Source organism: Tenacibaculum sp. AHE14PA (assembly GCF_019278465.1).
Lineage (GTDB): Bacteria > Bacteroidota > Bacteroidia > Flavobacteriales > Flavobacteriaceae > Polaribacter > Polaribacter bernardetii.
The window spans coordinates 824,902-850,689 of the sequence record NZ_CP058983.1 but is presented as its reverse complement, the minus strand read 5'-3'; the positions used below and the strand labels follow the sequence as shown (position 1 = coordinate 850,689).

The window sequence follows — 25,788 nt, the reverse complement described above, 5'->3', positions numbered from 1 at the left end:
TCTAATTTACCTTGAAAGATTACTTCACTTTGTTCGTAATAACGAAATAATTTTTACTTTTGATGTAATGAAATTACTTCGATTTTTATTATTTCCGTTTGCTGTTTTATACGACGTTGTTACAACGATTCGTAATTGGTTTTTTGAGTTAGGTGTATTAAAATCTACCTCTTTTGATATTCCTGTTATTGTAGTCGGAAACTTAAGTGTTGGTGGAACAGGAAAATCGCCACAAATAGAATATTTAATTCGTTTACTAAAAGATACACATAAGGTTGCAGTTTTAAGTAGAGGTTACAAGCGTAAAACAACAGGTTTTCAGATTGTAAATTCCAAACATGCTGCAGCTGATGTTGGTGATGAGCCTTTACAGTTTTATAAAAAGTTTAAAAATGAAGTAACCATAGCTGTTGATGCTGATAGAACAAACGGAATTCAACAATTATTAAAAAGTGATGTTTCGCCGCAAGTTGTTTTATTAGATGATGCTTATCAGCATAGAAAAGTAAAGGGTAGTAGTTATATTTTGTTAACGAAATATGACGATTTGTATGTGGATGATTTTATTTTACCTACCGGAAATTTAAGAGAGAGTAGAAGAGGGGCAAATCGTGCAGCTATAATAATTGTTACGAAATGTCCTGAGAATTTATCAGAAGCAGCTAAAGAAAAAATCAGAATAAAAATTAATCCTAGTAAAAATCAACAGTTATTTTTTACCAGTATTTCTTACGATGAAAACTTAAAAGGAGCAGAATCTGAACTTACCATTGCTGATTTAAAGCATAAAGATGTTTTGTTAGTTACAGGAATTGCAAAGCCTAGTTCGTTATTAAGTTTTTTATCAAAAGAAAATATCAATTATAAGCATTTAGAATATGCAGATCATTATGATTTTAATGCGCAAGATATTTTAAAAATCGAAAAATTATTTAATGATTTAGCGTCTGAAAACAAGATAATCTTAACAACGGAAAAAGATTATATGCGTTTACAAGGTAAACTTAAAAACATGTGTTATATAACTATAAAAAGTGCTTTTTTATCAGAAGAAGAAAAGTTTAAGCAGTTTATAATTGATCATGTAAAAGCTGAAGAAAATACTAAATAACACGTTCATCGGCCTTGTAAGCACCACGGCGATGTAAAATCCATTGCGCTTCATCTAACGGATTTACACCTTTAAACTTCTTTGTTTTTCCTTCTCCTTCAGGACAAACAGCATATTCATGAAAAACGGTTCTTAAACGAAGTCTACCGCTGCAAATACTATTTAGTTTTATGCTAAGATCTAAAGACGTAGCAACAGGAATCGTACCCGATAATATTACCAAATCTTGCTCAAAAGTAGGAGTATTTATCGTTGCTCTTCTATGAGTAAGTTCAGAAATTAATTTACCTAATAACTCTTCATTGGTTTTTATTTCAAAGCGTAATAAAGGTTCTAGCAAATGAGTTCCGCCATTTTCTAAACCTTTCATGATTCCCATTGGAGTGGCTAAATTAAAATCTCCAGGTCTAGAGTGCACATTATGATCTTCTCCTTTAATTAAAGTGATTTTTACATCGGTAACATTCCAGCCTAAAAGACCTTGTTCTAAGGCTTTTGGAATTGTTTTTGCTATTTCATTTTGATATTTATTATGAACATCATTTTTAGAAACAATTGATTGATACGTAATGCCAGAGTTTAACGCTGCTGGTTCAATTAAAAAAGTCATAATTGCCCAACAAGGTTTCGGCATCCAATAACGAATATAACCTTCGGCAGCTTTAGTTATTGTTTCTTTATAAACTATTTGTGGATCTGTAAAATTTACAGCAATATTAAAGCGTTCTTGTAATAAGTGGGTGAGTACTTCTATTTGCATGTCTCCCATTAATAAAAGAATCAATTCTTTTTCGGGTTTATGCCATTTAAATTGTAAACTCGGATCTTCTTTATCGATAAGCTGTAATGCTTGAGCAAGGGCATTATAATCTTTATCGTTAATGGCAATTACTTGTACGCTTAAAACGGGAATGTTTAATTCAGGTAAGGTTGGAATCTCTGAAGGATTTCCTAAAATATCACCTGCTTTTGTACCTAAAACTCCAGTAATTATACCGATGTCTCCTGCTGTAATATTAGTATCTAAATGTTTTGTATGATGAAATACTTTAGTCTGATTAATTTTAGTTTCTAATCCTTGTGTATGATTATTAATAACCGATTTGGTAGATAATTCACCCGAAAAAACTTTTACATGTGCCATTGCGCCATGAACTTTATTATGCTCTAATTTATATACGTAAGCGGCAACTTCTTCAGAAATATTTCTCTTTTTAGGTTTGATAAAATCTACCAATCCGTTTAATAAAATTTCAACACCAATGTTGTTTTTCGCAATTCCAGTAAAAACAGGAACTATCATATTGTTTGAAGTACTTTTTGCAATTGTGTTTAAATAGACTTCATCAGAAAAATGAATTCCGTTTAAATATTGAGTAAGCAGCTTTTCATCAGTTTCTATGAGTTCTTCAGTAATAGCTTCTTTTTGCTCCTTACTAATTTTATTATTGTTAAAAACCTCGGTTATATACGCAGAAGTTAAACCTTCATCATAACTCGTAGAAATAGCTACCGTTTTATATTGGAGCTCTTTTTTTATTTGTCGTAAAACGGCTTCTGTGTTTGCGCCTGGTCTGTCTATTTTATTGATGAAAATTAATGTAGGTATTTTTAAATTATGCAAAGCATCGACTATTGTTAAGGTATGTTCTTGCACGCCCTCAACAGCAGAAATTACTAAAATAACAGCATCAACAACACAAAGAGTTCTTGCAACCTCACTAGAAAAATCTACGTGGCCAGGAGTGTCAATTAAGTTAATTTTCGTGTTTTTCCAATTAAAAGAAGTCGTAGCAGCTTTAATCGAAATTCCGCGTTCTTTTTCTAAAGTTAAATTATCGGTAACTGCAGATCCTTTATCTACACTTCCTATTTTTCTAATAGCACCAACATGATATAACAAATGTTCTGTTAATGTGGTTTTTCCGGCATCTACATGTGCTAAAATACCAATATTAAGAATGTTAGAATGCTTCATTAATTAGTGTGATACTTGGTTTAGAATTAAAATTTCTTAGTAGCGGCTGCGCTTATTTGCTTGATGTCTTGTTCGTCTTTTCGCGGACAAATTAAAAGTACTCCATCTTTTTCAACCACAATAAAATCACTTAAACCTTGAATAATAACCTTTTTACCGCTTTCGGTACGAATCATATTTCCGCTTGCATCTCTAAAAATGGTTTCAGCACCTACAACAGCATTTTTTTGATCGTCTTTTTCTAATTTATTATACAAAGATCCCCAAGTACCAAGATCATTCCAACCAAAATCTACCGGTAAAATATGTACATTATTCGAGCGTTCCATAATTCCGTAATCAATAGAAATATCTTCACATTTTTCGTAATTGTTTTTAATAAAGTCAGCTTCTAAATCAGTATTATAAATAGTATTTGTGCCTTCTAAAACCGTTAACATATTTGGTAAGTGCTTTTTAAAAGCGGCTAAAATGCTTTTGGTAGACCAAATGAAAATTCCTGCATTCCATAAATAATCACCACTAGCTATAAATTCTTTTGCAGTTGCTAAGTTCGGTTTTTCAGTAAATTTTTTTACCTTTTTTATATTCGAAGAACTTTCTTCAAACTGAATATATCCATAACCAGTATTTGGTGTATTTGGTTGGATACCTAGCGTCATTAAAGAGCTGTTTTTTGCGGATGTTTCAAACGAAGTTTTGATGTTATTTAAAAATTCAGTTTCATCTTCAATCCAATGATCAGAAGGTGCAACTAACATAACAGCATCTTTATTTTGGCTATGAATTTTTAAAGCCGCATATAAAATACAAGGAGCTGTGTTGCGCATTGCCGGCTCTAATAAAAGTTGCTTTTTGGTAGTTTTTGGTAATTGCTCTAAAACCAAACTTTCATAACGTTCGTTTGTGGCAATTAAAATATTCTCAGCCGGAATTAAAGCATTAATTCGATTAAAAGTACGCTGAATTAACGATTCACCAGTTCCTAACATATCATGAAACTGTTTCGGGTATTCTTGCGTGCTTACTGGCCAAAAACGTGAACCAACACCGCCGGCCATAACTATTGCGTAATAATTTTTATTCATAATAATTAGTTATAATTCCTTAAAGATAGACGTTTTATTTATATGTTTGAATCTACTAACTTTACTTCTGCATTTTGATTAAAAAGATATACTCTTTTGTTCGTTAAATTTAAACATTCATAACGAGTTCTGCGTTTATTTCCTCTTTTGTATAAAGTATTTTTAAACTGAAAAACACTATTAACAGGAACTTGAAAGATAAAATTCTTTCCGTTTTCAGCTTCACCACCACGTAGCGCTAAAGATAAATTAACATCCGTATCGGTACTTGCTTTCGGGTTTTTAAGATAGTTAGCCAAATAAGGTAATATTTCCTTCGGATAAATATCTGGTTGTAAAAATGGCAACATTAAATGCTGAAAAACTGTTTTCCAATGTTTGCCATGAGGTTGTACTCGCCCAAACCTTTTATGCGTAACATGATGCGCAATTTCATGAATTAAAGTCAGTAAAAACTGAAATTCGTTCAGGTTATTATTAACAGTAATCTGTGTTTGTCCGTTCGGAAAAGTCCTAAAATCACCATGTTTGGATTGTCGCTGATTTACAATTTTAAGATTGATTTTATGCTCGTTAATTAAATACTCAACTAACGGAATTGCTTTTTCAGGGATATATTTTATAAGTGTTTTGTACAATGAAAGTTTTTTATGGCGTTGAACTAGATACTTCTAGTACTTTTCCGTTGTAAAACTTGTTTCCTGTTAAAGCGAAATCAAAAATATAACTTGCCATTTCTTTTGCTGATAATGGAGCAACATAACCAGGAAAAGCTTCTTCTAACATTTCGGTTTGTACAGCGCCTAAAGCCAATATATTAAAGGCTATTTGTTGTTTTTTGTATTCTTCAGCTAATAGTTCAGATAAAGTAATTACGGCTCCTTTAGCAGAGCTATAAGCAGCTAAACCTGGAAATTTCATGCTTCCTTGTACTCCGCCCATAGAACTAACGGTAACTACATGACTTCCTTTTTTGAAAAATGGAATCAATAGCTTTGTTAATTCGGCAACAGCAAATACATTTACTTTATAAACTTCCTGGAAATCAGCCGTAGTTAAATCTGTAAAAGGCTTATTTACTAGTTTTCCTGCGTTGTTAATTAAAACATCAACAGTTTTCCATTCTTTTTTAATGAATAAGGTTGCTTTGTTTAAATCGTCATTATTAGATAAATCGACAGCTATCGTAGTAATGTTTTTATGATTTATTTTTTCTAACGGACTTGTGTTTCTTGATAAAGCAAGTACTTTATGTCCTTCGTTTGCAAACTGTTGTGCTAGTTCAAAACCAATACCTCTACTGGTTCCTGTAATTACAATATTTTTCATTTAATAGGATAAGTTAAACAAGCAAGCTACTTAAAATTTTCATACATTTATAGTTCAAACTAAATTTTTATCATGAAAAAAAATAGCTTTTTACTTTTGTTTTTATTGATTGTAACTTATTCTTTTAGTCAGAACACTTATGTTTTATGCGGAAAGTTAATTGATACAGCTTCTGGAGAAATTCAAACAGAAAAAACAATTGTTGTTAATGACAATAAAATCACACATGTTAAAAATGGCTACATTATGCCAAGAGATAAAACATCTAAAATAATAGATTTAAGAGATAAAGTTGTAATGGCTGGCTTGATAGATATGCATGTACATATTGAAATGGAATTTGATGCTAAAACGCGCTTAAACAAATATACTTTAAACGAAGCAGATGTAGCTTATAATTCTGTTGGTTTTGCAAAATCAACCTTGTTAAACGGATTTACAACGATAAGAGATTTGGGTGGAACTGGAGTAAATATATCAATAAAAAAAGCAATCGAAGCTGGGAAAATACCTGGGCCAAGAGTTTTTACAGCAGGTAAATCATTGGCAACAACGGGTGGTCATGCAGACCCTACAAACGGAAGTAGTAGAGTTTTAACTGGTAATCCGGGGCCAAAAGAAGGTGTTGTAAATTCGGTTGAAGACGCTAAAAAAGCGGTACGTCAGCGTTATAAAAATGGAGCAGATTGTATTAAAATTACAGCAACAGGTGGCGTTTTAAGTGTGGCTAAATCTGGCGATAATCCACAATTTACAATTGAGGAGGTAAAAGCAATATGTGATATGGCTAAAGATTATGGAATGCATGTAGCTGCTCATGCTCACGGTGATGAGGGAATGCAGCGTGCAATAATTGGTGGTGTAAAAACTATTGAACACGGAACTTATATGAGTGATGAAACGATGGAATTGATGAAAAAGCACAACGCTTTTTTAGTTCCAACAATTACTGCAGGAAAAGAGGTAGAAGAGAAAGCTAAAATAAAAGGATTTTATCCAGATATTGTAGTTCCAAAGGCATTAGCTGTTGGTCCAAAAATTCAAGGAACATTTGCAAAAGCATATAAGAAAGGTGTAGGAATTGCATTTGGTACCGATGCAGGAGTTTTTAAACACGGTAACAATGGTAAAGAATTTGGTTATATGGTAGCAGCAGGTATGCCAGCGATAGAAACGATTCAGGCAGCAACTATTACCAATGCTAAAATATTAAAGATGGAGAATGAAATAGGGCAAATTAAAAAAGGTTTCTTCGCAGATATTATAGCTGTAGACGAAGATCCAACTAAAAATATTAAAACAATGGAAAACGTTATTTTTGTAATGAAAAACGGAATCGTTTATAAGAAATAAATAAAAAGAGCGGTTTTAAAACCGCTCTTTTTATTAAAATGTTATGTGTTGGTATGCACCAATATCAGGATTTGTTGTTCTATCAATTCCTAAAATATCTTCAGAAATAGCGGATGCTTTTGCTTTGTTAATAGCTTCAGAATTTTCACCAATTATAAAATGATTTAAAGAGGTGTTTTTAAAGTTAGGTTCTCCATTTAAAATAATATTTTTATAATGAGTAGCATCATCAAAATTCAACTCTGTATTACTAGCAAACGAATCATTAAAATCATTAAACTGAATCATAGAGTTTTCAATATTATAATTAAAATCGCTACCGTCATTTTTATCTAAAACAAATTCAATATTGTTGTTACCTTCAATAATACAGTTGGTGAAGGTAGCAGCAATTAAATCTCTTGTAGCTGTTACTTCATCATTATTACTATTAAGAAAATTAGTGTAATTATTTACTAAAACTGTAGGTAGCTGACGGAAACTATTGCTCCAATAATTAGCAAAAGTAGCATGAGTAAAATTATAAGTTCCCCCAAAAGTACAAGCTAAAGAAGATTGTCCGGCGTTACCAATAACGATGTTTTCTCCTTTAATATTAGTATCCCTTCCTAAGATTCCATAATTAGAATTGTTATAAATTTCTGTGTTTTTTATAGACAATGTAGGTGAAGCAACAGTGCTAATACTATCAACAAGTACACCGATGGTTCCGTTTTTAATTAAGGCATGGTTAATTTCATTTTCAGTACTACCTGCACGTAACCAAATAGTTCCCCATTGGCCCGGTATATTGTTAAATCGTTGTTCTAGTCGGTCGCTTTCAAAAATAACTTTACTGTCAAGAGTTCCGTTTACTTTTAAACTTCCTTTTTTATCTACTATTAAACCTGAGTTATTGTGAAAGTAAATTTTTGCACCAGCATTAATTGTTAATGTTTTTTCTGACGGTACAGCCGCATAACCGTAAATAACATATGGTTTTTCATCAGTAAAAGTTAATTCAGCATCTGTTAAAAAACGACCTTGAATTTCAGAGTCTGTACCATTTATAGTTAAGGTTTCAATTCCCATACTATTTTTTGATGGGAATATAAAAGTGGCATCTTGCACTAAAGTAATTAAATCAACATCTTGTTGATTATTTCCGTTATCAAATAATAATTTATCTGTGTATAAAGGATCTGTTGTTGTGCTAAAATCAATAGTAGTTTCTACAAAAACATAGATACTGTCATTTGCTAATATATCAATATCGTTAAAATTCTTACCAGATATTCCATCAACATTTAAACGATAATTAGAACTGTTTCCGTTCTCTAATTTAATTTCCGGAATTGTAATCGATTTATTACTCCTGTTGTATACTTTTAAATTGTATGTAGCTGATCCTATATTCGAAAAAACGGTGTCTAAAAATATGGTGTCTTTAGAGAATTCTAATTTACCAAAATTAGGAACAGTTTTAAAATCTTTTCTACACGAGCTTACAGCAATTAAAATAAAGAAAGCTAAAATTTGAAGGGAGTATCTCATATATAAAAGAAGGCAGGTTAATAACGGTTAAAAGGTAAAGATATTATTTTTTAATCAACTCAATTTCAAATAATTTCCCCCAATGCTTTCCTGTAACAAATAAACGGTTGTTTTCTTTGTCGTATGCAATTCCGTTTAAAACATCATCATTTGGGTCTAATTGTTGATTTTTAGCAACGATATCTCTTAGTCCGTTTAAATTAGCAACACCTTCAACAACACCCGTCTCTGGATTGATAATTACAATTGAGTTTTGCTGCCATTTATTGGCGTAAATTTTGCCATTAATTAATTCTATTTCATTTAAGTTATCTACAGAATATTTATTAGTATATACTTGAATACTTCTTTTTTCTGTTTGATTTTCGGTATTTAAAAACCATATTTTATTTGTTCCGTCAGATTTTATTAACTCAGTTTCGTTGTGTGTTAACCCCCAACCTTGGTTACTCTTGTTATAGTCAAACTCACCAATTTGCTTAAAAGTATCTAGGTTATAAATAAAACCTTTACGAGCTTGCCATGTTAACCAGTACACTTTATTATTATAAATAGTCATTCCTTCACCAAAGTACTCTTTATCTAAATCAATTTTTTGAAGAACATCACCTGTTTTTAAATCAACCTTTCTTAAAGTTGATTCGCCTTTACGACCTGTAGTTTCGTATAAAAACCCATCTTTATACTCCAATCCTTGCGTGTAAGCATCTTTGTCATGAGGAAAAGTGTTTATAATAGTATAAGAATAAACAGCAGGAGCGTTTTTAGCTAAAATTTCAATAGAATTATTAACTTTTTTAGATTTATTAGGATAAAAAGCCAATGCAGTAACCGCATGTTTACCAACACCAAAATCGGCTGTATTAATTGTTAAACTTGTTTCGTTTTTATTTACACGCTTATTATTAACGAATAAGTGAACAGAATCGATCTTTTCACCTTTAAGTTGTTCGAATTTAATAGCAGCCTTTTGCCCTAAAGTGGTTTTTTTAGAAGTATTTAACTTAAATTTGTATCCAGAATTACTACAAGAAGTAATAAATAATGTTGATAAAGCTAAAGTGAAGTATGTATAAATACGCATATTTTATAGTTTGATTTCTAATTTATTCGTTTACACTACAAATTAAAACAATTTATTTGTTTGAAAATTAAAAAATATGGTTAAATTTGCATCCTCAAACAGCTAAAACAATTTTAGTGTAAAACTTTACCATTTTTACAACGTTTGATAAAAAAACAAAACAATATTTAAAAGTCATTTAAGATGCGTAAAGGAATACATCCAGAAAATTATAGAATGGTAGCTTTTAAAGATATGTCTAACGGAGATGTATTTTTAACACGTTCAACTGCTAACACTAAAGAAACTTTAGAAGTAGAAGGAGCTGAATACCCATTAATCAAATTAGAAATTTCAAGAACTTCTCACCCTTTTTACACAGGTAAGTCTAAATTAATTGATACTGCAGGACGTATTGATAAGTTCAAAAATAAATACTCGAAATTTAAAAAATAATTTCAAGTATCTAAGATATTTAAAAGCTCTAACTACAGTTAGGGCTTTTTTTATGCTGAAAATCTTGTATTTTAGCCTAGAAAATTTTCAAAAATGAGAGATACTATTTTAGCAATTGTTATTGTAATTAATGTTTTATGCGGTGTGCTGGTTTATTTTGTACCAGATGTAGGTAATTTTATTTTGCTAACAATTGCCTCTGCATTAAGTATAGTTGCTTTGTATGATGCATTTTTTCAGAAAAAACACTCTTTATTACGTGCTTTTCCTGTTGTAGCTCGTTTACGTTGGTTTTTTGAAGATGAAAGAGAGAAAATCCAACAATATTTTATTGAAGATGACTTAAGTGGTGTGCCAATTAACCGTGAAAAAAGAAGTATTGTTTACCAACGTTCGAAAAAAGAGATAGAAACAGTGCCTTTTGGTACGCTGCATAACGTATATAAAAAAGGGTATGAATTTGTAAAGCATTCCTTGTTTCCAAAAAATCATCATCATATTAAAGGAGAAAGAGTATTAATTGGTTCTGATAAATGTATTCAAAAATACGATGCTTCTATTGTTAATATATCAGCAATGTCTTTTGGTTCGTTAAGTAAAAATGCCATTAAAGCTTTAAATCAAGGAGCAAAGATGGCTGGTTTTGCTCATAATACAGGAGAAGGCGGAATATCACCCTATCATTTACAAGGGGGAGATTTAATTTTTCAGGTAGGAACAGGTTATTTTGGAGCGGGGAAAAGCGTAGATGGCAAGCGTGTTTTTGATGCTGCCATTTTTAAGGAAAATGCAATTCGCCCGGAAGTTAAAATGATTGAAATTAAATTTTCACAAGGAGCAAAACCAGGTCATGGAGGTATTTTACCAGCTAAAAAAAACACTGAAGAAATTGCAAAAATACGTTCGGTAATACCTTTTACAGATGTGAATTCGCCTCCAGGTCATTCAGCTTTTTCTAATTATGGAGAAATGATTGTTTTTATTCAGGAAGTAAGAGATTTATCCGAAGGAAAACCTGTTGGGATAAAATTTTGTGTGGGTGATAATGAAGAGATAGAAGAAATGATAAAAGCATTTTCGTTGGCTAATAATTATCCAGATTTTATATCAGTCGATGGAGGAGAAGGAGGTACAGGGGCAGCACCATTAGAATTTTCTAATTATATAGGTACTCCGTTGTTAGAAGGTTTGGTTTTTGTAAATAAAACATTGCAAAAGTACCAGTTAAAAGAGCAGATAAAAATAATAGCAAGTGGTAAAGCAATTGATGCTTTTGATATTATTAAATACAAAGCTTTAGGTGCTGATGTTATTGGTATGGCACGTAGTTTTATGCTTAGTTTAGGTTGTATTCAGGCGCGTGAGTGTAATTTAGATACTTGTCCTGTTGGTGTAGCAACGCAAGATGAGGATTTAGTTGAAGCTTTGGTTGTTGAAGACAAAAATGTTCGTGTTAAAAATTATCATATCAAAACAATAACAGCAGTAAAAGAGGTGGTTGCGGCGATGGGTAAAGAATCAATTTCTGATATAAAAGCAAAACATATTTTTAGAAGAAATAAGGAAGAAGAAATTACACCTCTAAACGTTATTTACGATTTACAGGAGTAGAGAAGTAATTAGAAATATCAGGTCATAAATTGAGCTAATAAAATTAAAAGTATTGAAGATAACATTGGAGTTTAATTTGAAAGAATATCAATTAGAGCGTTACCCGGTAACAACAGATAAAGCCTTGCGTTCATGGAGTAATGCGGAGTTATTAATGCTTGATTATATTAAGGATGAAAAAACAGTAAACATTCATTTATATAATGATAGGTTTGGTGTTTTTAACACGCTATTAAATGATGTAAGGCTAACAACCGTTTGGACATACGCGAGTCAGCAAAAAGCAATTGCTAACAATTTAAAGCTAAACAAATTTTCGTTAGATGTAAATTACAAAGAACCTTTAGATGATTTAGATAAGGTGGAATTGGCGCTTTTAAAAGTTCCGAAATCTCTTGAATTGTTTGAGTTGTTTTTAAAGCAGATACATAAAGCTTCTGATAATAAAACAATAGTTGTTTGCGGATTTATGACTAAATATTTTTCTGTTTCTTTTCTTAAAATTGCAGAGTTGTATTTTGAAGAAGTTGAACAGAGTAAAGCATGGAAAAAAGCAAGGTTGTTGATTTTAAAAAATCCTAAGAAATTAACAGAAGAGAAAGAATTAATAAATAAAATTAATTGGAACGAAGAAATACTTCAGCAATATTACGGAGTATTTTCTGGAGGTAAGGTTGATGTTGGTACTCGTTTTTTATTAGATAATTTAAAAGTGCATCCTAGCGAATTAAAAGTGTTAGATGTGGCTTCTGGTAACGGAATTATAGCTTTTGAAATAGCGAATCAAAATACAGAATCTGAAATTACTTTAGTAGATGATTTTAATTTAGCGATTGCCTCTTCACAGCTTAATTTAAAGGGTAAAGAAGCTAGGTTTGTATGCGCGGATGATTTAAGTGATTTAGAAAAGGAAAGTTTTGATTTAATAGTATCTAATCCTCCTTTTCATTTTGAACATGAGAATAATATAGAAGTAACTTTATCGCTCTTTAAAGATGTAAAGAGTTGTTTAAAACCCGACGGACGTTTTGTTTTGGTGGCAAACAAGCATTTGAATTATAAAACACATTTAGAGAAACTTTTTAATACGGTTGAAATAATGGCAGATAATAAGAAGTTTGTAGTTTATGAATGTATGATGTAGAAAAAATAAAAGTATTTAAAAAGGGAGGTATAATGTATTAGCATTTTACCTCCCTTTTTAAATTTAAGTAAAATTAGTTAGGTTTATTAATTATTATAATCACAAGGTAAAAGTTATTAACAATTTATTTAAATAGTTATTAACACTTGTTGATAAAATTCATATCTTTGTATGTTATTAACAATGTATTGTGTATTACGATAATCCCCAAAATCCCCAATTAATATGTTTTTAGAAAAAACAGCACTTGCAGATAAAAAGAAAAATAAAATTTTGGAGTTTCCAAAGATTAACATTCTTGAACATCAAATAGAGCAAGTAAACGAGTTTATAAGGCAACGAAAAGTTTTCTTTTCAAGAAACTTAAACAGAGAGAAAATTGAAGTGTTTTTTACCGATGATACTGGTTTAAAGAAAGTTGAGACTTCAATTTGGACTGTTTGTGAAAAATCAATTATTCTTAAGAATACAAAAGAAGTTTCGTACAGTGATATTATTGCTGTAGCTTAAAAATAAAAACCCCACTCTTTTAAGGAGTGGGATTTTTTAGTTTTAGTATGGGGTATTAATTAATCCATATAATCTTCAATAGGATTACAAGAACAAATTAAATTTCTATCTCCAAAAGCATCATCAACTCTACGTACAGTAGGCCAAAATTTATTATCAGCAATATAATCTAAAGGAAAAGCAGCTTGCTTACGAGTATACGGTAAAATCCACTCATCAGTAGTTAACATATATTGTGTATGTGGTGCATTTTTTAGAGGATTGTTAGCGTTATCTTTAGTTGCGCTAGAAATTTCTTTTCTAATAGAAATCATTGCATCACAAAAACGATCTAATTCTGCAACGCTTTCAGATTCTGTAGGTTCAATCATCATAGTTCCTCCTACGGGAAAAGAAACAGTCGGTGCATGAAAACCGTAATCCATTAAGCGTTTCGCAATATCTACAACTTCAATTCCGTTTTGTTTAAAATCTCTACAATCAATAATCATTTCATGTGCAGCTCTGTTCATTTCTCCAGAGTACAATGTTTCGTAATGTCCGTGTAAACGTTCTTTAATGTAGTTTGCGTTTAAAATAGCTAATTTAGTAGAGTCCGTTAATCCATTAGCGCCAAGCATTGTTATGTATCCGTAAGAAATTAAACAAGCTAAAGCAGATCCCCAAGGGGCAGCAGAAATAGCTGTAATTGCTTTTTCGCCTCCTGTTGCAACTAAAGGATTTGTTGGTAAAAATGGCACTAATTGAGGAGCAACACAAATTGGACCAACTCCTGGTCCACCACCACCATGTGGAATAGCGAAGGTTTTGTGTAGGTTTAAGTGACAAACATCTGCACCAATAGTTGCAGGATTTGTTAATCCTACCTGAGCGTTCATATTCGCACCATCCATATAAACTTGTCCGCCGTTATCGTGAATAATTTTGGTAATTTCTTTAATAGCTTTTTCGTAAACCCCATGTGTTGATGGGTATGTAACCATTAAAGCGGCTAAATTATCTTTATGTTTTTCTGCTTTTTCGCGTAAATCTTCTACGTCGATATTACCTCTTTCATCAGTTTTGGTAACAACTACTTTCATGCCGGCCATTACTGCTGACGCAGGATTAGTACCGTGAGCAGAAGCAGGAATTAAACAAATGTTTCTATTAGAATCGTTATTAGACTCGTGATAAGCACGAATAACCATTAATCCAGCAAATTCTCCTTGTGCACCAGAGTTTGGTTGTAAAGAAGTACCTGCAAAACCTGTAATTACATTTAATTGATGTTCAAGGTTTTTTAAAACTGTTTGATATCCTTCTGCTTGATTTAATGGTACAAAAGGGTGAATATTTCCCCATTGAGGGTTGCTTAAAGGTAGCATTTCAGAAGCTGCATTTAGCTTCATTGTACATGATCCTAAAGAAATCATAGAATGATTTAAAGCTAAATCTTTACGTTCTAGTTTTTTAATATAACGCATCATTTCAGTTTCTGATTGATACGTATTAAATATTTCGTTGTCTAAAAATGAAGTATTTCTTTTTACATTTTCTGTGATTATATCCGAAGAAATAAATTCAGTTACTGTAATATCTTGAATATTGAAGGCTTGTTCAAAACAATCAACAATGGCATTGATTTCTTTTAAGCTAACAGTTTCGTTAACGGAAATTGAAATATGATTGTTGTCAATATAGTTAAAGTTAATTCCGTTTGCCTCGGCAACAGGGCGTAATTTATTAGCTTCAACTTCAATTAAAATAGTGTCGAAATATGATTTGTTTTTTTGTTTAAAGCCTAAACTTTCTAGGGCTGCAGTTAAAGTATTTGCTGTAGCGTGTACTTTATCAGCAATATATTGTATTCCTTCTTTCCCATGATATACAGCATACATACCAGCCATAACAGCTAGTAAAACTTGGGCGGTGCAAATGTTTGAAGTTGCTTTTTCGCGCTTTATATGTTGCTCACGAGTTTGTAGAGCCATACGTAAAGCACGACCACCGTCAACATCTTTGGTAATACCAATTACACGACCAGGAAGACTACGTTTGTAAGCTTCTTTCGTAGCAAAATAGCCAGCATGAGGTCCGCCGTAACCTAAAGGAATTCCGAAACGCTGTGTGGTTCCAACCACAACTGCAGCGCCAAATTCACCTGGAGCTTTTAATTTAGCTAAAGATAAAATGTCCGCAGCAACAGCTACTTTTATGTTTTTTTCGTTACAGTTGGCAACAAATGCAGTATAATCAAATACTTCACCATGTTTTCCTGGGTATTGAATAATAGCTCCGAAAAACGCTGAAGAAAAATCAAACTCTTCATGATTTCCAATTACTAACTCAATTCCGATAGGAATTGCACGTGTTTGTAGAACAGATAATGTTTGTGGTAAAATCTCTTCAGAAATAAAGAATTTGTTAACGCCAGCTTTTTTCTGTGCACGTTCACGTACATCAAATAATAAAGCCATTGCTTCGGCAGCAGCAGTTCCTTCGTCTAATAAAGAAGCATTTGCTAATTCCATTCCTGTTAAATCACAAACCATTGTTTGGTAATTTAATAAGGCTTCTAAACGTCCTTGAGCAATTTCTGCTTGGTATGGCGTGTAAGCTGTATACCAACCCGGGTTTTCTAATATATTACGTTGAATAACACTCGGTACAATTGCTTCGTGGTATCCTAAACCGATGTAGCTTTTAAAAACTTTATTTTTAGCACCAAGCTCATTAATATGATTTAAATACTCATATTCGCTCATTGCAGGCGCTAAATCTAATCCGCTTTCAAGACGAATATCATCAGGAATAGTTTCATAAATTAATTGATCTAAGCTATCTGCTTTGATTGTTTTTAACATTTGCTCTTGATCCGCTACACGTGGACCAATATGTCTTAGTTGAAATGAATTTGTGTTCATTCTGTGTTGTTTGTGTTTAGTGGTTCAAAAATAATGAAATTGTATAATTTTTATAGTATGTTTTTATTTTTAAACTGATATTTTATTAACTAAATTGAAGGGTTATAAACATAAAAACTATTTTTGTGTAATGAGGGTTTTAAAACAAGTGCTTGATTTTTATATAAACGCTAGTATTCATGTGGCTTTAGCCGTGTGCGCTTTTGTTAAGGTTACTGAATTATATTTTGGGTTAACTTATAATGAATCGTTAGATTTTTTTCTTTTCTTCGGAACAATTACTGGCTATAACTTTGTTAAATATGTAGGAGTTGCCAAATTGCACCACAGAAGTTTAACGACACATTTAAAAATAATTCAAATATTTTCTTTGATTTGTTTTTTGTTGATGTGTTTTTATGCCATTAAACTAAATGTAAAAACATTGCTTGTTTTTGTGCCTTTCGGACTTTTAACATTTTTGTATGCAGTTCCTTTTTTTAGTGGATTTCAAAAAAATTTAAGAAGTATTGGGTATTTAAAAATTATAATAGTTGCTTTTGTGTGGGCGGGAGCAACGGTGTTTTTACCAGTTTATGATGCAAATGTTGATTTATCAAATCAATTTTATATAACTATTATACAGCGTTTTTTATTAGTGATGGTTTTAATTTTACCTTTTGATATTAGAGATGTAAAATATGATGCTGTTTCACTGCAAACAATACCCAAAAAAATAGGAATAGAAAAAACAAAAAAACTCGGATATATATTATTAGTTTTTTGCCTGCTATTAGAGTTTATGATAGCACCAAACGCTAGTTTTAGAACAGTTTTTTTATTGATTTTTATGACCATTTTAATACTGTTGATGAGGTCATCAGAAAAAAAATCTAAATATTATAGTGCCTTTATAGTGGAATCAATTCCCATAGTTTGGTGGTTGCTTTTATCAATCGTTTAAATTAATGTTGATAAAAAATAAAAATCTTCTTTCATAATCAGCTTCTTTTTTAATATCATTTGTATTTTTGGTTACTTACTAGTAATTCAACATAATGGCACCAAAAAGAAGTTTTGTTTTCGATTTCGATAGTACACTTACGCGAGTAGAGGCGTTAGATGTTTTAGCTGAAATCACTTTAGTAGGTAATCCTAAAAAAACGGATATTATTAATGAAATAATAGAAATTACAAACCAAGGTATTGATGGAGAAATCTCCTTTCCTGAATCTTTAGAAAAACGTATTAAATTACTGAACGCTAAAAAAACAGATTTACCTATTTTAATAAAAGAATTAAAACAAAAGGTTTCGCGTTCTATTGAAAGTAATAAAGAGTTTTTTGAGAAATTTTCTGATGATATATATGTTATTTCTGCCGGATTTAAAGACTTTATAGATCCGATAGTTGCAGCATATAATATTCCTTCTGAAAGAGTTTTTGCAAATACTTTTAAATTTGATAAAAACGATTTGATTATTGGGTTTGATGCAGAGAATCCGCTTTCCAAACACGATGGAAAAATTGAGTGCCTACAAAACTTAAATTTACCAGGAGAAATACAAGTAATTGGCGATGGTTATAGTGATGCCGTAACAAAAAAAGCAGGTGTGGCTGATACTTTTTTTGCATACACCGAAAATGTATCTAGAGAAAAAACAGTTGCCAATGCCGATCATATTACACCTAATTTAGACGAATTTTTATACCTAAACGATTTGCCAAGAAATATATCATATCCAAAGAACAGAATTAAAATTTTATTATTAGAAAACGTACATCCAGATGCATTTACGAAGTTATCTGGAGATGGTTTTTCTGTAGAAACAGTTTCTAAAAGCTTATCAGAAGATGAGTTAATTGCAAAACTTAAAGACGTGCATGTTTTAGGAATTCGTTCTAAAACACAGGTCACAAAAAGAGTAATTGAAGCTGCCGAAAAATTAATGGTTGTTTCAGCTTTTTGTATCGGCACAAAACAAATCGATTTAGAAGTTTGCAAAGAAAACGGAGTCGTAGTTTTTAATGCACCTTATAGCAATACACGCTCTGTGGTTGAGTTAGCAATCGGAGAAATCATTATGCTAATGCGTAGTGTTTTTCAAAGAAGTACCGAGTTGCATAACGGACAATGGAACAAAACAGCGCAAGGTTCGCGTGAAGTTCGTGGTAAAAAATTAGGAATTGTTGGTTACGGAAACATCGGTAAACAATTATCTGTTTTAGCAGAAGCTCTGGGAATGTACGTTTATTATTACGACGTAGAAGATAAGCTGGCTTTAGGTAATGCAACTAAAGTAGCAACTTTAAAAGAGTTGCTAAATATTTCAGATGTAGTTACTTTACATGTTGATGATAATGCTGCTAATAAAAATTATATAGGTAAAGAAGAAATTTCTCAGATGAAAGACGGAGTTCACTTTGTAAATCTTTCTAGAGGTTTTGTAGTAGATATTGAAGCCTTGGTTGCTGGATTAAAATCAGGTAAAATAGCAGGTTGTGCAGTAGATGTATATCCGGAAGAACCAGCTAAAAATGGTGATTTTTTAACGGAATTAAAAGGATTAAACAATGTTATTCTAACGCCACATGTTGGAGGAAGTACAGAAGAAGCGCAAAGAGATATTGCAGATTTTGTGCCGAGTAAAATTATGGCATATATTAACTCTGGTGATACTGTAGATGCTGTTAATTTTCCGAATATTAGATTACCGCGCCAAACCAATGCACATCGTTTTTTACATATTCATAAAAATGTACCGGGTGTAATGGCAAAAATTAATAGACAGTTAGCAAAGTACGAGCTAAATATTACAGGACAATATCTGTCAACTGATTCTAAAGTTGGTTATGTAATTACTGATGTTGATAAAGAATATAATGAAGAAGTAATCGCAAAGCTTCGCGAGATAGAAGGGACCATAAAATTTAGAGTTTTATATTAATCTCTACAGTAAATATTATTATCTAAAAAATGATTGTTTTATATTTGAAAAACAATCATTTTTTTAGTTTTAATAATGACATATATAAATACCTTAGAATACGCACAGCAACAAGATAAAGAAGATAAGTTAGCGCATTTGCGTAGTCAATTTCATATACCGAAAGATAAAGAAGGAAAAGATTGGTTGTATTTTACAGGGAATTCATTAGGATTACAACCTAAGAGTACACAAAAATATATTCAACAAGAATTAGATGATTGGGCTAATTATGGTGTAGAAGGCCATTTTGAAGCCAAGAATCCTTGGTTGTCATATCACGAACTTTTAACAGCGAATATGGCAGAAATAGTGGGTGCAAAACCACTAGAAGTTGTTGTGATGAATACTTTAACAACAAATTTACATCTCTTAATGGTGTCTTTTTATCAGCCTACAAAAAAGAAATATAAAATTGTAATAGAGTCTGATGCTTTTCCTTCGGATAGATATGCAGTGCAATCGCAATTAAAATTTCACGGATTTGATGTAGAAGAGGGATTGATAGAGTGGAAACCTAGAGCAGGAGAGGAATTATTAAATATTGAAGATTTAGAAACGATTGTAGCCGAACAAGGGGATGAAATTGCGTTGTTATTAATCGGTGGCGTAAATTATTACACCGGTCAATATTTAGATTTAAAAAGAATAGCTGAAATAGGGCATTCAAAAGAGTGTTTTGTAGGGATTGATTTAGCACACGGAGCAGGGAATATTTCTCCAGAATTACATGATTCGGGAGTAGATTTTGCAGCTTGGTGTACTTATAAATATTTAAATTCTGGTCCAGGAAGTTTAGGGGGATTATTTGTACATGAAAAACATGCAGAGAATAAAGAGTTACCACGTTTTTCAGGATGGTGGAATCATAATAAAGATACACGATTTAACATGCGTCAACCTTTTGATGTAATGCCGGGTGCCGAAGGATGGCAATTATCTAACCCGCCAATATTATCAATGACGGCAATTAAAGCTTCGCTTGATATGTTTGCTGAGGTTGGTATGGAAGCATTGCGTGAGAAATCAGAAAAATTAACAGGATATTTTGAGTTTTTAATCAATCAAATAGCTTCTGATAGTATTAAGATTATTACACCTTCAAATCCAAAAGAAAGAGGTTGTCAGTTGTCTGTTCAGGTAAAAAATGCGGATAAAAATTTACATAAAAAACTAACAGAAAACAATATTATTACCGATTGGCGAGAGCCTGATGTTATACGTTGTGCACCTGTGCCAATGTATAATTCTTTTGAAGATGTCTATAAAATGGTTTCAATATTAAAAGGGTTGCTGTAAAACTAAAAAGATCTCCTCGATCGAAATCGAGAGGTGTTTATTAATTGTAAGCAGCGTTTTAGTGAGAAAAAAATGATGATTATTGAAGTCTCAGCGTTAATATTTTTTCAGGAAAAGTATTGCTATATAAAATGGTTAAATAATATTTTACAATATACATATAATGTCTCCTCGAGCGCAGTCGAGAGGTTTTAACTAGTTCTCGACTGCGCTCGAACTGACACGAATATAAAATGAATAAAAAAGATAACATATTAATTATAGGAGCTGGTTTATGCGGAAGTTTATTGGCTTTACGTTTAGCTCAAAGAGGTTTTAAAGTTACGGTTTATGAAAGTAGACCAGATTTAAGAACTACAGATATTTCTGCAGGAAGATCTATAAATTTAGCACTATCTGATCGCGGATTTAAAGCATTGCGCTTAGCGGGTGTTGAAGAAAAAGCTAAAGAAATTTGTATTCCCATGTATGGTCGATTAATGCATGATATTAAAGGAAATACTTTTGCATCTAATTACTCAGGAAGAGAAGGAGAGTATATCAATTCAATTTCACGAGGCGATTTAAATGGTATTTTGTTAACAGAAGCAGAAAAGCATGAAAATGTAACGATTCATTTTAATAAAAAATGTGCATCGGTTGATATTGAAAATACAATTGCACATTTTAAAGACTATATTACAAAAGAAGAGTTTTCTGTGAACTCGGATGTGATTTTTGGTGCCGACGGAGCTGGTTCTATTTTGAGAAAAAACTATTATTTAGAGCGTAAATTTTTATTTAGCTATTCTCAAAATTATTTATCCCACGGATATAAAGAATTGGAAATTCCTGCTGATAAAGTAGGTAAACATCAAATAAGTAAAGATCATTTACATATTTGGCCTCGTGGTGAGTATATGTTAATAGCCTTACCAAATATGGATGGAAGTTTTACAGTAACCTTGTTTTTAAGTTATGATGAAGGCGAATATAATTTTAACAATTTAACATCCGAAGAAAAAATAACAACCTTTTTTGAAGAGCAATTTCCAGATGCTTTAGCCTTAATACCAAGTATAAAAGACGAGTTTTTAAACAATCCAACAGGAGCGTTAGGAACCGTAAAATGTTCGCCGTGGTATTATAAAAATAAAACAATTTTAATAGGAGATGCTGCGCATGCAATTGTTCCGTTTTACGGACAAGGAATGAATGCTTCTTTTGAAGATGTTACTGTTTTTGATGAGATATTAAATAGTTTCGAAGATGATGAAGAAATAAGTGATTGGGAAACAGTTTTTAAAAGGTACGAAAAAGCAAGAAAACAAGATACAGATGCAATTGCCGATTTAGCAATTGATAATTTTCATGAAATGAAAGATCATGTGGCGAATCCGTTATTTAAAGAAAAACAAAAAATAGAAAAGGATTTAGAGAAAAATTTCCCGGATCAATATTTTTCTAAATATTCATTGGTAACTTTTAACGAAGAAATTAGTTATAATGAAGCTATGAAACGAGGAAGAGCGCAAGACAAAGCTTTATTAAATTTAATTGTAGATGATGAAGTTCACACACATTTAAAAATGACAAAAGAAGAGTTAAAGGTTATTTTAGAAAAAGTAAAAGAAGAAACAAACGATATTTTAGAAGAGGATAAAATAGCAGGATTGTAAATAAATTAAAATGTCTCCTCGGGCGCAATCGAGAGGAAGAAAAATGTAAAATCAAATAAAATGTGTCTCCTCGAGCGCAGTCGAGAGGTTAATTATGAAAACGTATTATGTTTATATTATTAAATGTGCGGATGGTTTATTATATACCGGAATGACTAATGATATAAATAGAAGATATGAAGAGCATCAAAAAGGTTTAAATAAAACTTGTTTTACTTTTAAAAGAAGACCTTTAGAATTGATATTTAAACAGGTTTTTAATGACGTTGAACAAGCCATTTATTTCGAGAAAAAGATAAAACAGTGGAGCAGTAAAAAGAAGTTAGCATTAGCAAATAAAGATTTTGACATGTTAGGGATTTTATCAGAATGTAGAAATGCAACTCATCATAAATACAATCCAGGTAATAAATAGTTCTCGACTGCGCTCGAATTGACATTGCGGAAAAGGATAAAAATGTCGCCTTAAGTGTAGTCGAGAGGTTAATAAAATAAATAGTTATTGACTGAGTTCGAACTGATATTACGAAAGAGGATAAAATTGTCTCCTCGAGCGCAGTTGAGAGGAAGAAAAAAGTAAAATCAAATAAAATGTGTCTCCTCGAGCGCAGTCGAGAGCTTAACAAAAATAAAAATGAAAAAGTACATTGTTTTACTACGCGGAATAAATGTGTCGGGAAAAAATAAACTCCCGATGGTAGATTTACGTGAGTTATTAAACGATTTACAGTTTCAAAATATACAAACGTATATTCAGAGTGGGAATATTATTTTAGAATCAGATGAAAATAAAAGAACAATCTGTAAAAAGATAAAAGACGGAATTTTTGATGAATTCGGTTACCATGTTCCTGTGATTATTAGAACAGTTTCTGAATGGAAAAAAGCGATTAATAACTATCCTTTTTCACTTGAAAATGAAAAAATAGTAGCCTTTACATTCTTAGATAGAAAAACAGAAATATCTGAAATTGTAGTTAAGAATATAGAAGAAGATAAGTGCAAAATAGATAATGATGTTGTGTACTTATATTGTCCGACAGGTTTTGGAAAAACAAAGTTGACAAATAATCTTATAGAGAAAAAGCTTAATGCAATTGCAACAACGCGGAATTTAAGAACAACACTTAAGTTGTTGGAGTTAGCAGAAAAATAACTAAAATTTCACCTCGAGCGCAGTCGAGAGGTTTTTAAAATAAAGAATATAAAAAGGTCTCGACTGCGCTCGACCAGACAAAAAGTAAGTATGGAAAAAAAAGTAACACCAAGAGGCGCATATCCACATGTAAAAGTTGTGGGAGATTTTATTTTTGTTTCAGGAACAAGTTCAAGGCGTTCGGACAATACGATAGCAGGTGTGGAGTTGATTGACGAAATGAATACTAAAAAGTTAGATGCAGAAATACAAACACGCGAAGTTTTAAAGAATATCGATAAGACATTACAAACCGTTGGGGCAAGTATTAAAGACGTGGTTGATGTGACCTCATTCTTGGTAAACATGAATGATTTTGCAGGTTATAATAAAGCCTACGGAGAGTTTTTTGAGAAAGAAACAGGCCCAACACGTACAACAGTTGCTGTACATCAATTACCACATCCAGATTTAGTAGTGGAGATTAAAGTAATGGCGTATAAAAAACAATAGATGGTTATATTAAAAAGAAGTATCCATATAAAAAAGATAGTTTTTTGTTTTTTAATTATTGGTTTATCATCATGTAAGCCTAAAACTACGCTTCCAGATCCTTTAGAAGCTGGTTGGAAAGGAGAAAAGGTTTGTGAAGTACTAAAGGATAATGCTGAATTAAGAGTGTTAAAATGTACTTTTCCACCGGGAGTTGGCCATGAGAAACATTATCATAACAAACATTTTGGTTATACGCTGGCTGGAAGTAGATTTAAAATTAAAGATGCTAAAGGGACTAGAGAAGTTAATGTGCCAACAGGTTCTAGTTTTTCAAAAGATGAGAGATCATCACACGAAGTTTTAAATATAGGTGATGAAACTGCCGTTTTTTTAATTATTGAATATAAATAGATTAATAAAAAAAATAAAGTGAATATACAAAACTACATAAACGGTAAACTCATTTCTCCTGTTGCTGACAGATGGATTGATAATTACAATCCATCAAATGGAGAAGTATATTCTCAAATTCCGAATTCAACAAAAGAAGATGTTGAGTTAGCTTATAAAGCAGCAGCAGATGCTTTTCCTAGTTGGTCAAATACATCTTTAGATGAGAGAAGTAACATCTTATCAAAGATTGCAACATTGATAAAAGAAAAGTTATCTTTTTTAGCAGCCGAAGAATCTAAAGATAACGGAAAACCAGTAAGCTTAGCTACTCAGATAGATATTCCGAGAGCGTCAAGTAATTTTCAGTTTTTTGCAAATGCAATTACGCAGTTTTCATCCGAAGCGCATGAAAGTGTTGGTTTAAATGCGATGAATTTTACAATGCGTCAGCCAATCGGAGTAGTAGGTTGTATTTCTCCGTGGAATTTACCGTTGTATTTATTTACTTGGAAAATAGCTCCGGCAATTGCTGCAGGAAATTGCGTTGTTGCAAAACCAAGCGAAGTAACGCCAATGACTGCTTATTTATTGGGTGAGATTTGTACGGAGGCAGGTCTCCCGAAAGGTGTTTTAAATATTGTTCACGGATTGGGAACCACCACAGGGCAAGCAATTGTAGAGCACCCGAATATTAAAGCAATTTCTTTTACAGGCGGCACGGCTACAGGGGCACACATTGCACGAGTGGCGGCACCAATGTTTAAGAAACTATCATTAGAATTAGGAGGTAAGAATCCGAATTTAATTTTTGCTGATTGCGATTACGAAAAGATGTTAAATACTACGGTTCGCTCTTCATTTGCCAATCAAGGTCAGATTTGTTTATGCGGAAGTAGAATTTTTGTAGAGGAGAAAATCTATGAGAAATTTAAAAAAGGTTTTATTCAAAAAGTATCCGAATTAAAGGTTGGTAATCCATCCGAAGTAGATACAAATATAGGCGCATTAGTTTCTAAACAACATTTAGAAAAAGTAAAATCATATATTGATATCGCCGAGCAAGAAGGCGGAAAAATCCTTTTTGGAGGGAAAACTGTTACTGTCATAGACAGTGAAAATGGATATTATTTACAACCAACAATTATTGAGGTTTCCGATAATAAATGCAGGCTGAATCAAGAAGAGATTTTCGGGCCTGTGGTTACCATAATGCCGTTTAAAACAGATGCAGAAGCTTTGCGTTTGGCAAATGATGTAAAATACGGATTGTCAGCTACACTTTGGACGAATAACTTAAACAGAACCATGCAAATATCAAAACAAGTTCATGCAGGAATTGTATGGGTAAATACATGGTTGTTACGAGATTTAAGAACGCCTTTTGGCGGCCAAAAAGAAAGCGGAGTAGGGCGTGAAGGTGGTTTTGAAGCCTTGCGTTTTTTTACAGAACCTAAAAATATTTGTATTAGTTATGAATAAAGAAATACAACAAAAAATTATTGATGTTTGTGATGAGAAGATTACAAAAAAAGGAACCAATGTAGGGGTATCTTTTTATGCGTTTTTTAAAAATAAAAATGACAATCCGAAATTATTGATGGAAGTCGCAAAATGGTGGATTGAAACTCATGAGTTAGATCACTTTGAAAAAGCGGTTAAAATTAAAACAATGATCCAGAATAACAATTAGAAAATAAAAAAATTGGCAATAGATTTGTCACCTCGAGCGCAGTCGAGAGGTTATTAAAAATCAACTATAA

At 31.9% G+C, this 25,788-nt stretch carries 23 protein-coding genes; 16 read left to right on the top strand and 7 right to left on the bottom strand.

Annotated elements, in window-relative coordinates; all coding sequences use genetic code 11:
- Positions 1-67: 67 nt before the first annotated feature.
- Positions 68-1,111: a tetraacyldisaccharide 4'-kinase gene (gene lpxK, locus H0I30_RS03830; protein WP_218772995.1), complete on the top strand. Its 1,044-nt coding sequence runs from the start codon at positions 68-70 to the stop codon at positions 1,109-1,111.
- On the opposite strand, the gene H0I30_RS03825 is transcribed toward lpxK, so the two are convergent.
- The 4 genes from H0I30_RS03825 to H0I30_RS03810 are packed head-to-tail and all read right to left on the bottom strand — an operon-like array spanning position 1,104 to position 5,506.
- The gene (locus H0I30_RS03825; RefSeq protein WP_218772994.1) at positions 1,104-3,089 is read right to left on the bottom strand and encodes a translation factor GTPase family protein; all 1,986 of its coding nucleotides are present in this window, start codon (positions 3,087-3,089) and stop codon (positions 1,104-1,106) included. The two genes, lpxK and H0I30_RS03825, sit on opposite strands and share 8 nt — an antisense overlap.
- A 26-nt stretch (positions 3,090-3,115) precedes the next feature.
- The gene (locus H0I30_RS03820) at positions 3,116-4,177 is read right to left on the bottom strand and encodes a mannose-1-phosphate guanylyltransferase (RefSeq protein WP_218772993.1); all 1,062 of its coding nucleotides are present in this window, start codon (positions 4,175-4,177) and stop codon (positions 3,116-3,118) included.
- 38 nt (positions 4,178-4,215) lie between these two features.
- Positions 4,216-4,815: a SprT-like domain-containing protein gene (locus H0I30_RS03815; protein ID WP_218772992.1), complete on the bottom strand. Its 600-nt coding sequence runs from the start codon at positions 4,813-4,815 to the stop codon at positions 4,216-4,218.
- A 10-nt stretch (positions 4,816-4,825) separates the two neighbouring features.
- Positions 4,826-5,506, bottom strand: coding sequence for an SDR family oxidoreductase (locus tag H0I30_RS03810; protein ID WP_218772991.1), 681 nt, complete (start codon positions 5,504-5,506; stop codon positions 4,826-4,828).
- A 72-nt stretch (positions 5,507-5,578) separates the two neighbouring features.
- Here H0I30_RS03810 and H0I30_RS03805 point away from each other — a divergent pair, with 72 nt between their 5' ends.
- The gene (locus H0I30_RS03805; RefSeq protein ID WP_218772990.1) at positions 5,579-6,859 is read left to right on the top strand and encodes an amidohydrolase family protein; all 1,281 of its coding nucleotides are present in this window, start codon (positions 5,579-5,581) and stop codon (positions 6,857-6,859) included.
- Positions 6,860-6,892: 33 nt separating this feature from the next.
- On the opposite strand, the gene H0I30_RS03800 is transcribed toward H0I30_RS03805, so the two are convergent.
- Positions 6,893-8,392: a hypothetical protein gene (locus H0I30_RS03800; protein ID WP_218772989.1), complete on the bottom strand. Its 1,500-nt coding sequence runs from the start codon at positions 8,390-8,392 to the stop codon at positions 6,893-6,895.
- A 43-nt stretch (positions 8,393-8,435) separates the two neighbouring features.
- Positions 8,436-9,476, bottom strand: a complete 1,041-nt coding sequence (locus H0I30_RS03795) for a glutaminyl-peptide cyclotransferase (protein ID WP_218772988.1) — start codon at positions 9,474-9,476, stop codon at positions 8,436-8,438.
- A gap of 183 nt (positions 9,477-9,659) precedes the next feature.
- Between H0I30_RS03795 and H0I30_RS03790 the strand changes: the two genes are divergently transcribed.
- From H0I30_RS03790 to H0I30_RS03775, 4 genes are all read left to right on the top strand, one after another.
- Positions 9,660-9,911, top strand: coding sequence for a type B 50S ribosomal protein L31 (locus H0I30_RS03790; protein ID WP_218772987.1), 252 nt, complete (start codon positions 9,660-9,662; stop codon positions 9,909-9,911).
- Positions 9,912-10,004: 93 nt separating this feature from the next.
- Positions 10,005-11,522 (top strand): FMN-binding glutamate synthase family protein, encoded by a 1,518-nt coding sequence (locus tag H0I30_RS03785; protein ID WP_218772986.1) that lies wholly within the window; start codon positions 10,005-10,007, stop codon positions 11,520-11,522.
- A 52-nt stretch (positions 11,523-11,574) separates the two neighbouring features.
- Positions 11,575-12,666: a methyltransferase gene (locus H0I30_RS03780; RefSeq protein ID WP_218772985.1), complete on the top strand. Its 1,092-nt coding sequence runs from the start codon at positions 11,575-11,577 to the stop codon at positions 12,664-12,666.
- Positions 12,667-12,891: 225 nt separating this feature from the next.
- On the top strand, positions 12,892-13,176 hold the full coding sequence (locus H0I30_RS03775; protein ID WP_218772984.1) for a hypothetical protein: 285 nt from the start codon (positions 12,892-12,894) through the stop codon (positions 13,174-13,176).
- Positions 13,177-13,235: 59 nt separating this feature from the next.
- Here the strand turns inward: H0I30_RS03775 and gcvP are convergent, their stop codons facing one another.
- Entirely contained in the window at positions 13,236-16,082 is a 2,847-nt protein-coding gene (gene gcvP, locus H0I30_RS03770) for an aminomethyl-transferring glycine dehydrogenase (protein ID WP_218772983.1), read from the bottom strand.
- A gap of 130 nt (positions 16,083-16,212) precedes the next feature.
- Here gcvP and H0I30_RS03765 point away from each other — a divergent pair, with 130 nt between their 5' ends.
- From H0I30_RS03765 to H0I30_RS03720, 10 genes are all read left to right on the top strand, one after another.
- Positions 16,213-17,025 (top strand): hypothetical protein, encoded by an 813-nt coding sequence (locus H0I30_RS03765; RefSeq protein WP_218772982.1) that lies wholly within the window; start codon positions 16,213-16,215, stop codon positions 17,023-17,025.
- A 94-nt stretch (positions 17,026-17,119) separates the two neighbouring features.
- A complete protein-coding gene (gene serA / locus H0I30_RS03760; RefSeq protein WP_255554311.1) occupies positions 17,120-19,009 on the top strand; it encodes a phosphoglycerate dehydrogenase in 1,890 nt (629 codons plus the stop codon).
- Between the two features lie 75 nt (positions 19,010-19,084).
- Positions 19,085-20,347, top strand: coding sequence for a kynureninase (gene kynU, locus H0I30_RS03755; protein WP_218772981.1), 1,263 nt, complete (start codon positions 19,085-19,087; stop codon positions 20,345-20,347).
- 233 nt (positions 20,348-20,580) lie between these two features.
- Complete coding sequence (locus H0I30_RS03750) at positions 20,581-22,005, top strand: NAD(P)/FAD-dependent oxidoreductase (protein WP_218772980.1); 1,425 nt, start codon at positions 20,581-20,583, stop codon at positions 22,003-22,005.
- A gap of 94 nt (positions 22,006-22,099) precedes the next feature.
- Positions 22,100-22,420, top strand: coding sequence for a GIY-YIG nuclease family protein (locus H0I30_RS03745; RefSeq protein ID WP_218772979.1), 321 nt, complete (start codon positions 22,100-22,102; stop codon positions 22,418-22,420).
- Positions 22,421-22,639: 219 nt separating this feature from the next.
- The gene (locus tag H0I30_RS03740) at positions 22,640-23,161 is read left to right on the top strand and encodes a DUF1697 domain-containing protein (protein WP_218772978.1); all 522 of its coding nucleotides are present in this window, start codon (positions 22,640-22,642) and stop codon (positions 23,159-23,161) included.
- Between the two features lie 90 nt (positions 23,162-23,251).
- Positions 23,252-23,653, top strand: coding sequence for a RidA family protein (locus tag H0I30_RS03735; RefSeq protein ID WP_218772977.1), 402 nt, complete (start codon positions 23,252-23,254; stop codon positions 23,651-23,653).
- On the top strand, positions 23,654-24,046 hold the full coding sequence (locus H0I30_RS03730; protein ID WP_218772976.1) for a cupin domain-containing protein: 393 nt from the start codon (positions 23,654-23,656) through the stop codon (positions 24,044-24,046).
- Positions 24,047-24,064: 18 nt separating this feature from the next.
- The gene (locus H0I30_RS03725; RefSeq protein ID WP_218772975.1) at positions 24,065-25,507 is read left to right on the top strand and encodes an aldehyde dehydrogenase; all 1,443 of its coding nucleotides are present in this window, start codon (positions 24,065-24,067) and stop codon (positions 25,505-25,507) included.
- A complete protein-coding gene (locus H0I30_RS03720; RefSeq protein WP_218772974.1) occupies positions 25,500-25,718 on the top strand; it encodes a DUF6500 family protein in 219 nt (72 codons plus the stop codon). Before H0I30_RS03725 ends, H0I30_RS03720 begins: the two co-directional genes overlap by 8 nt.
- The last annotated feature ends 70 nt before the right edge of the window (positions 25,719-25,788 follow it).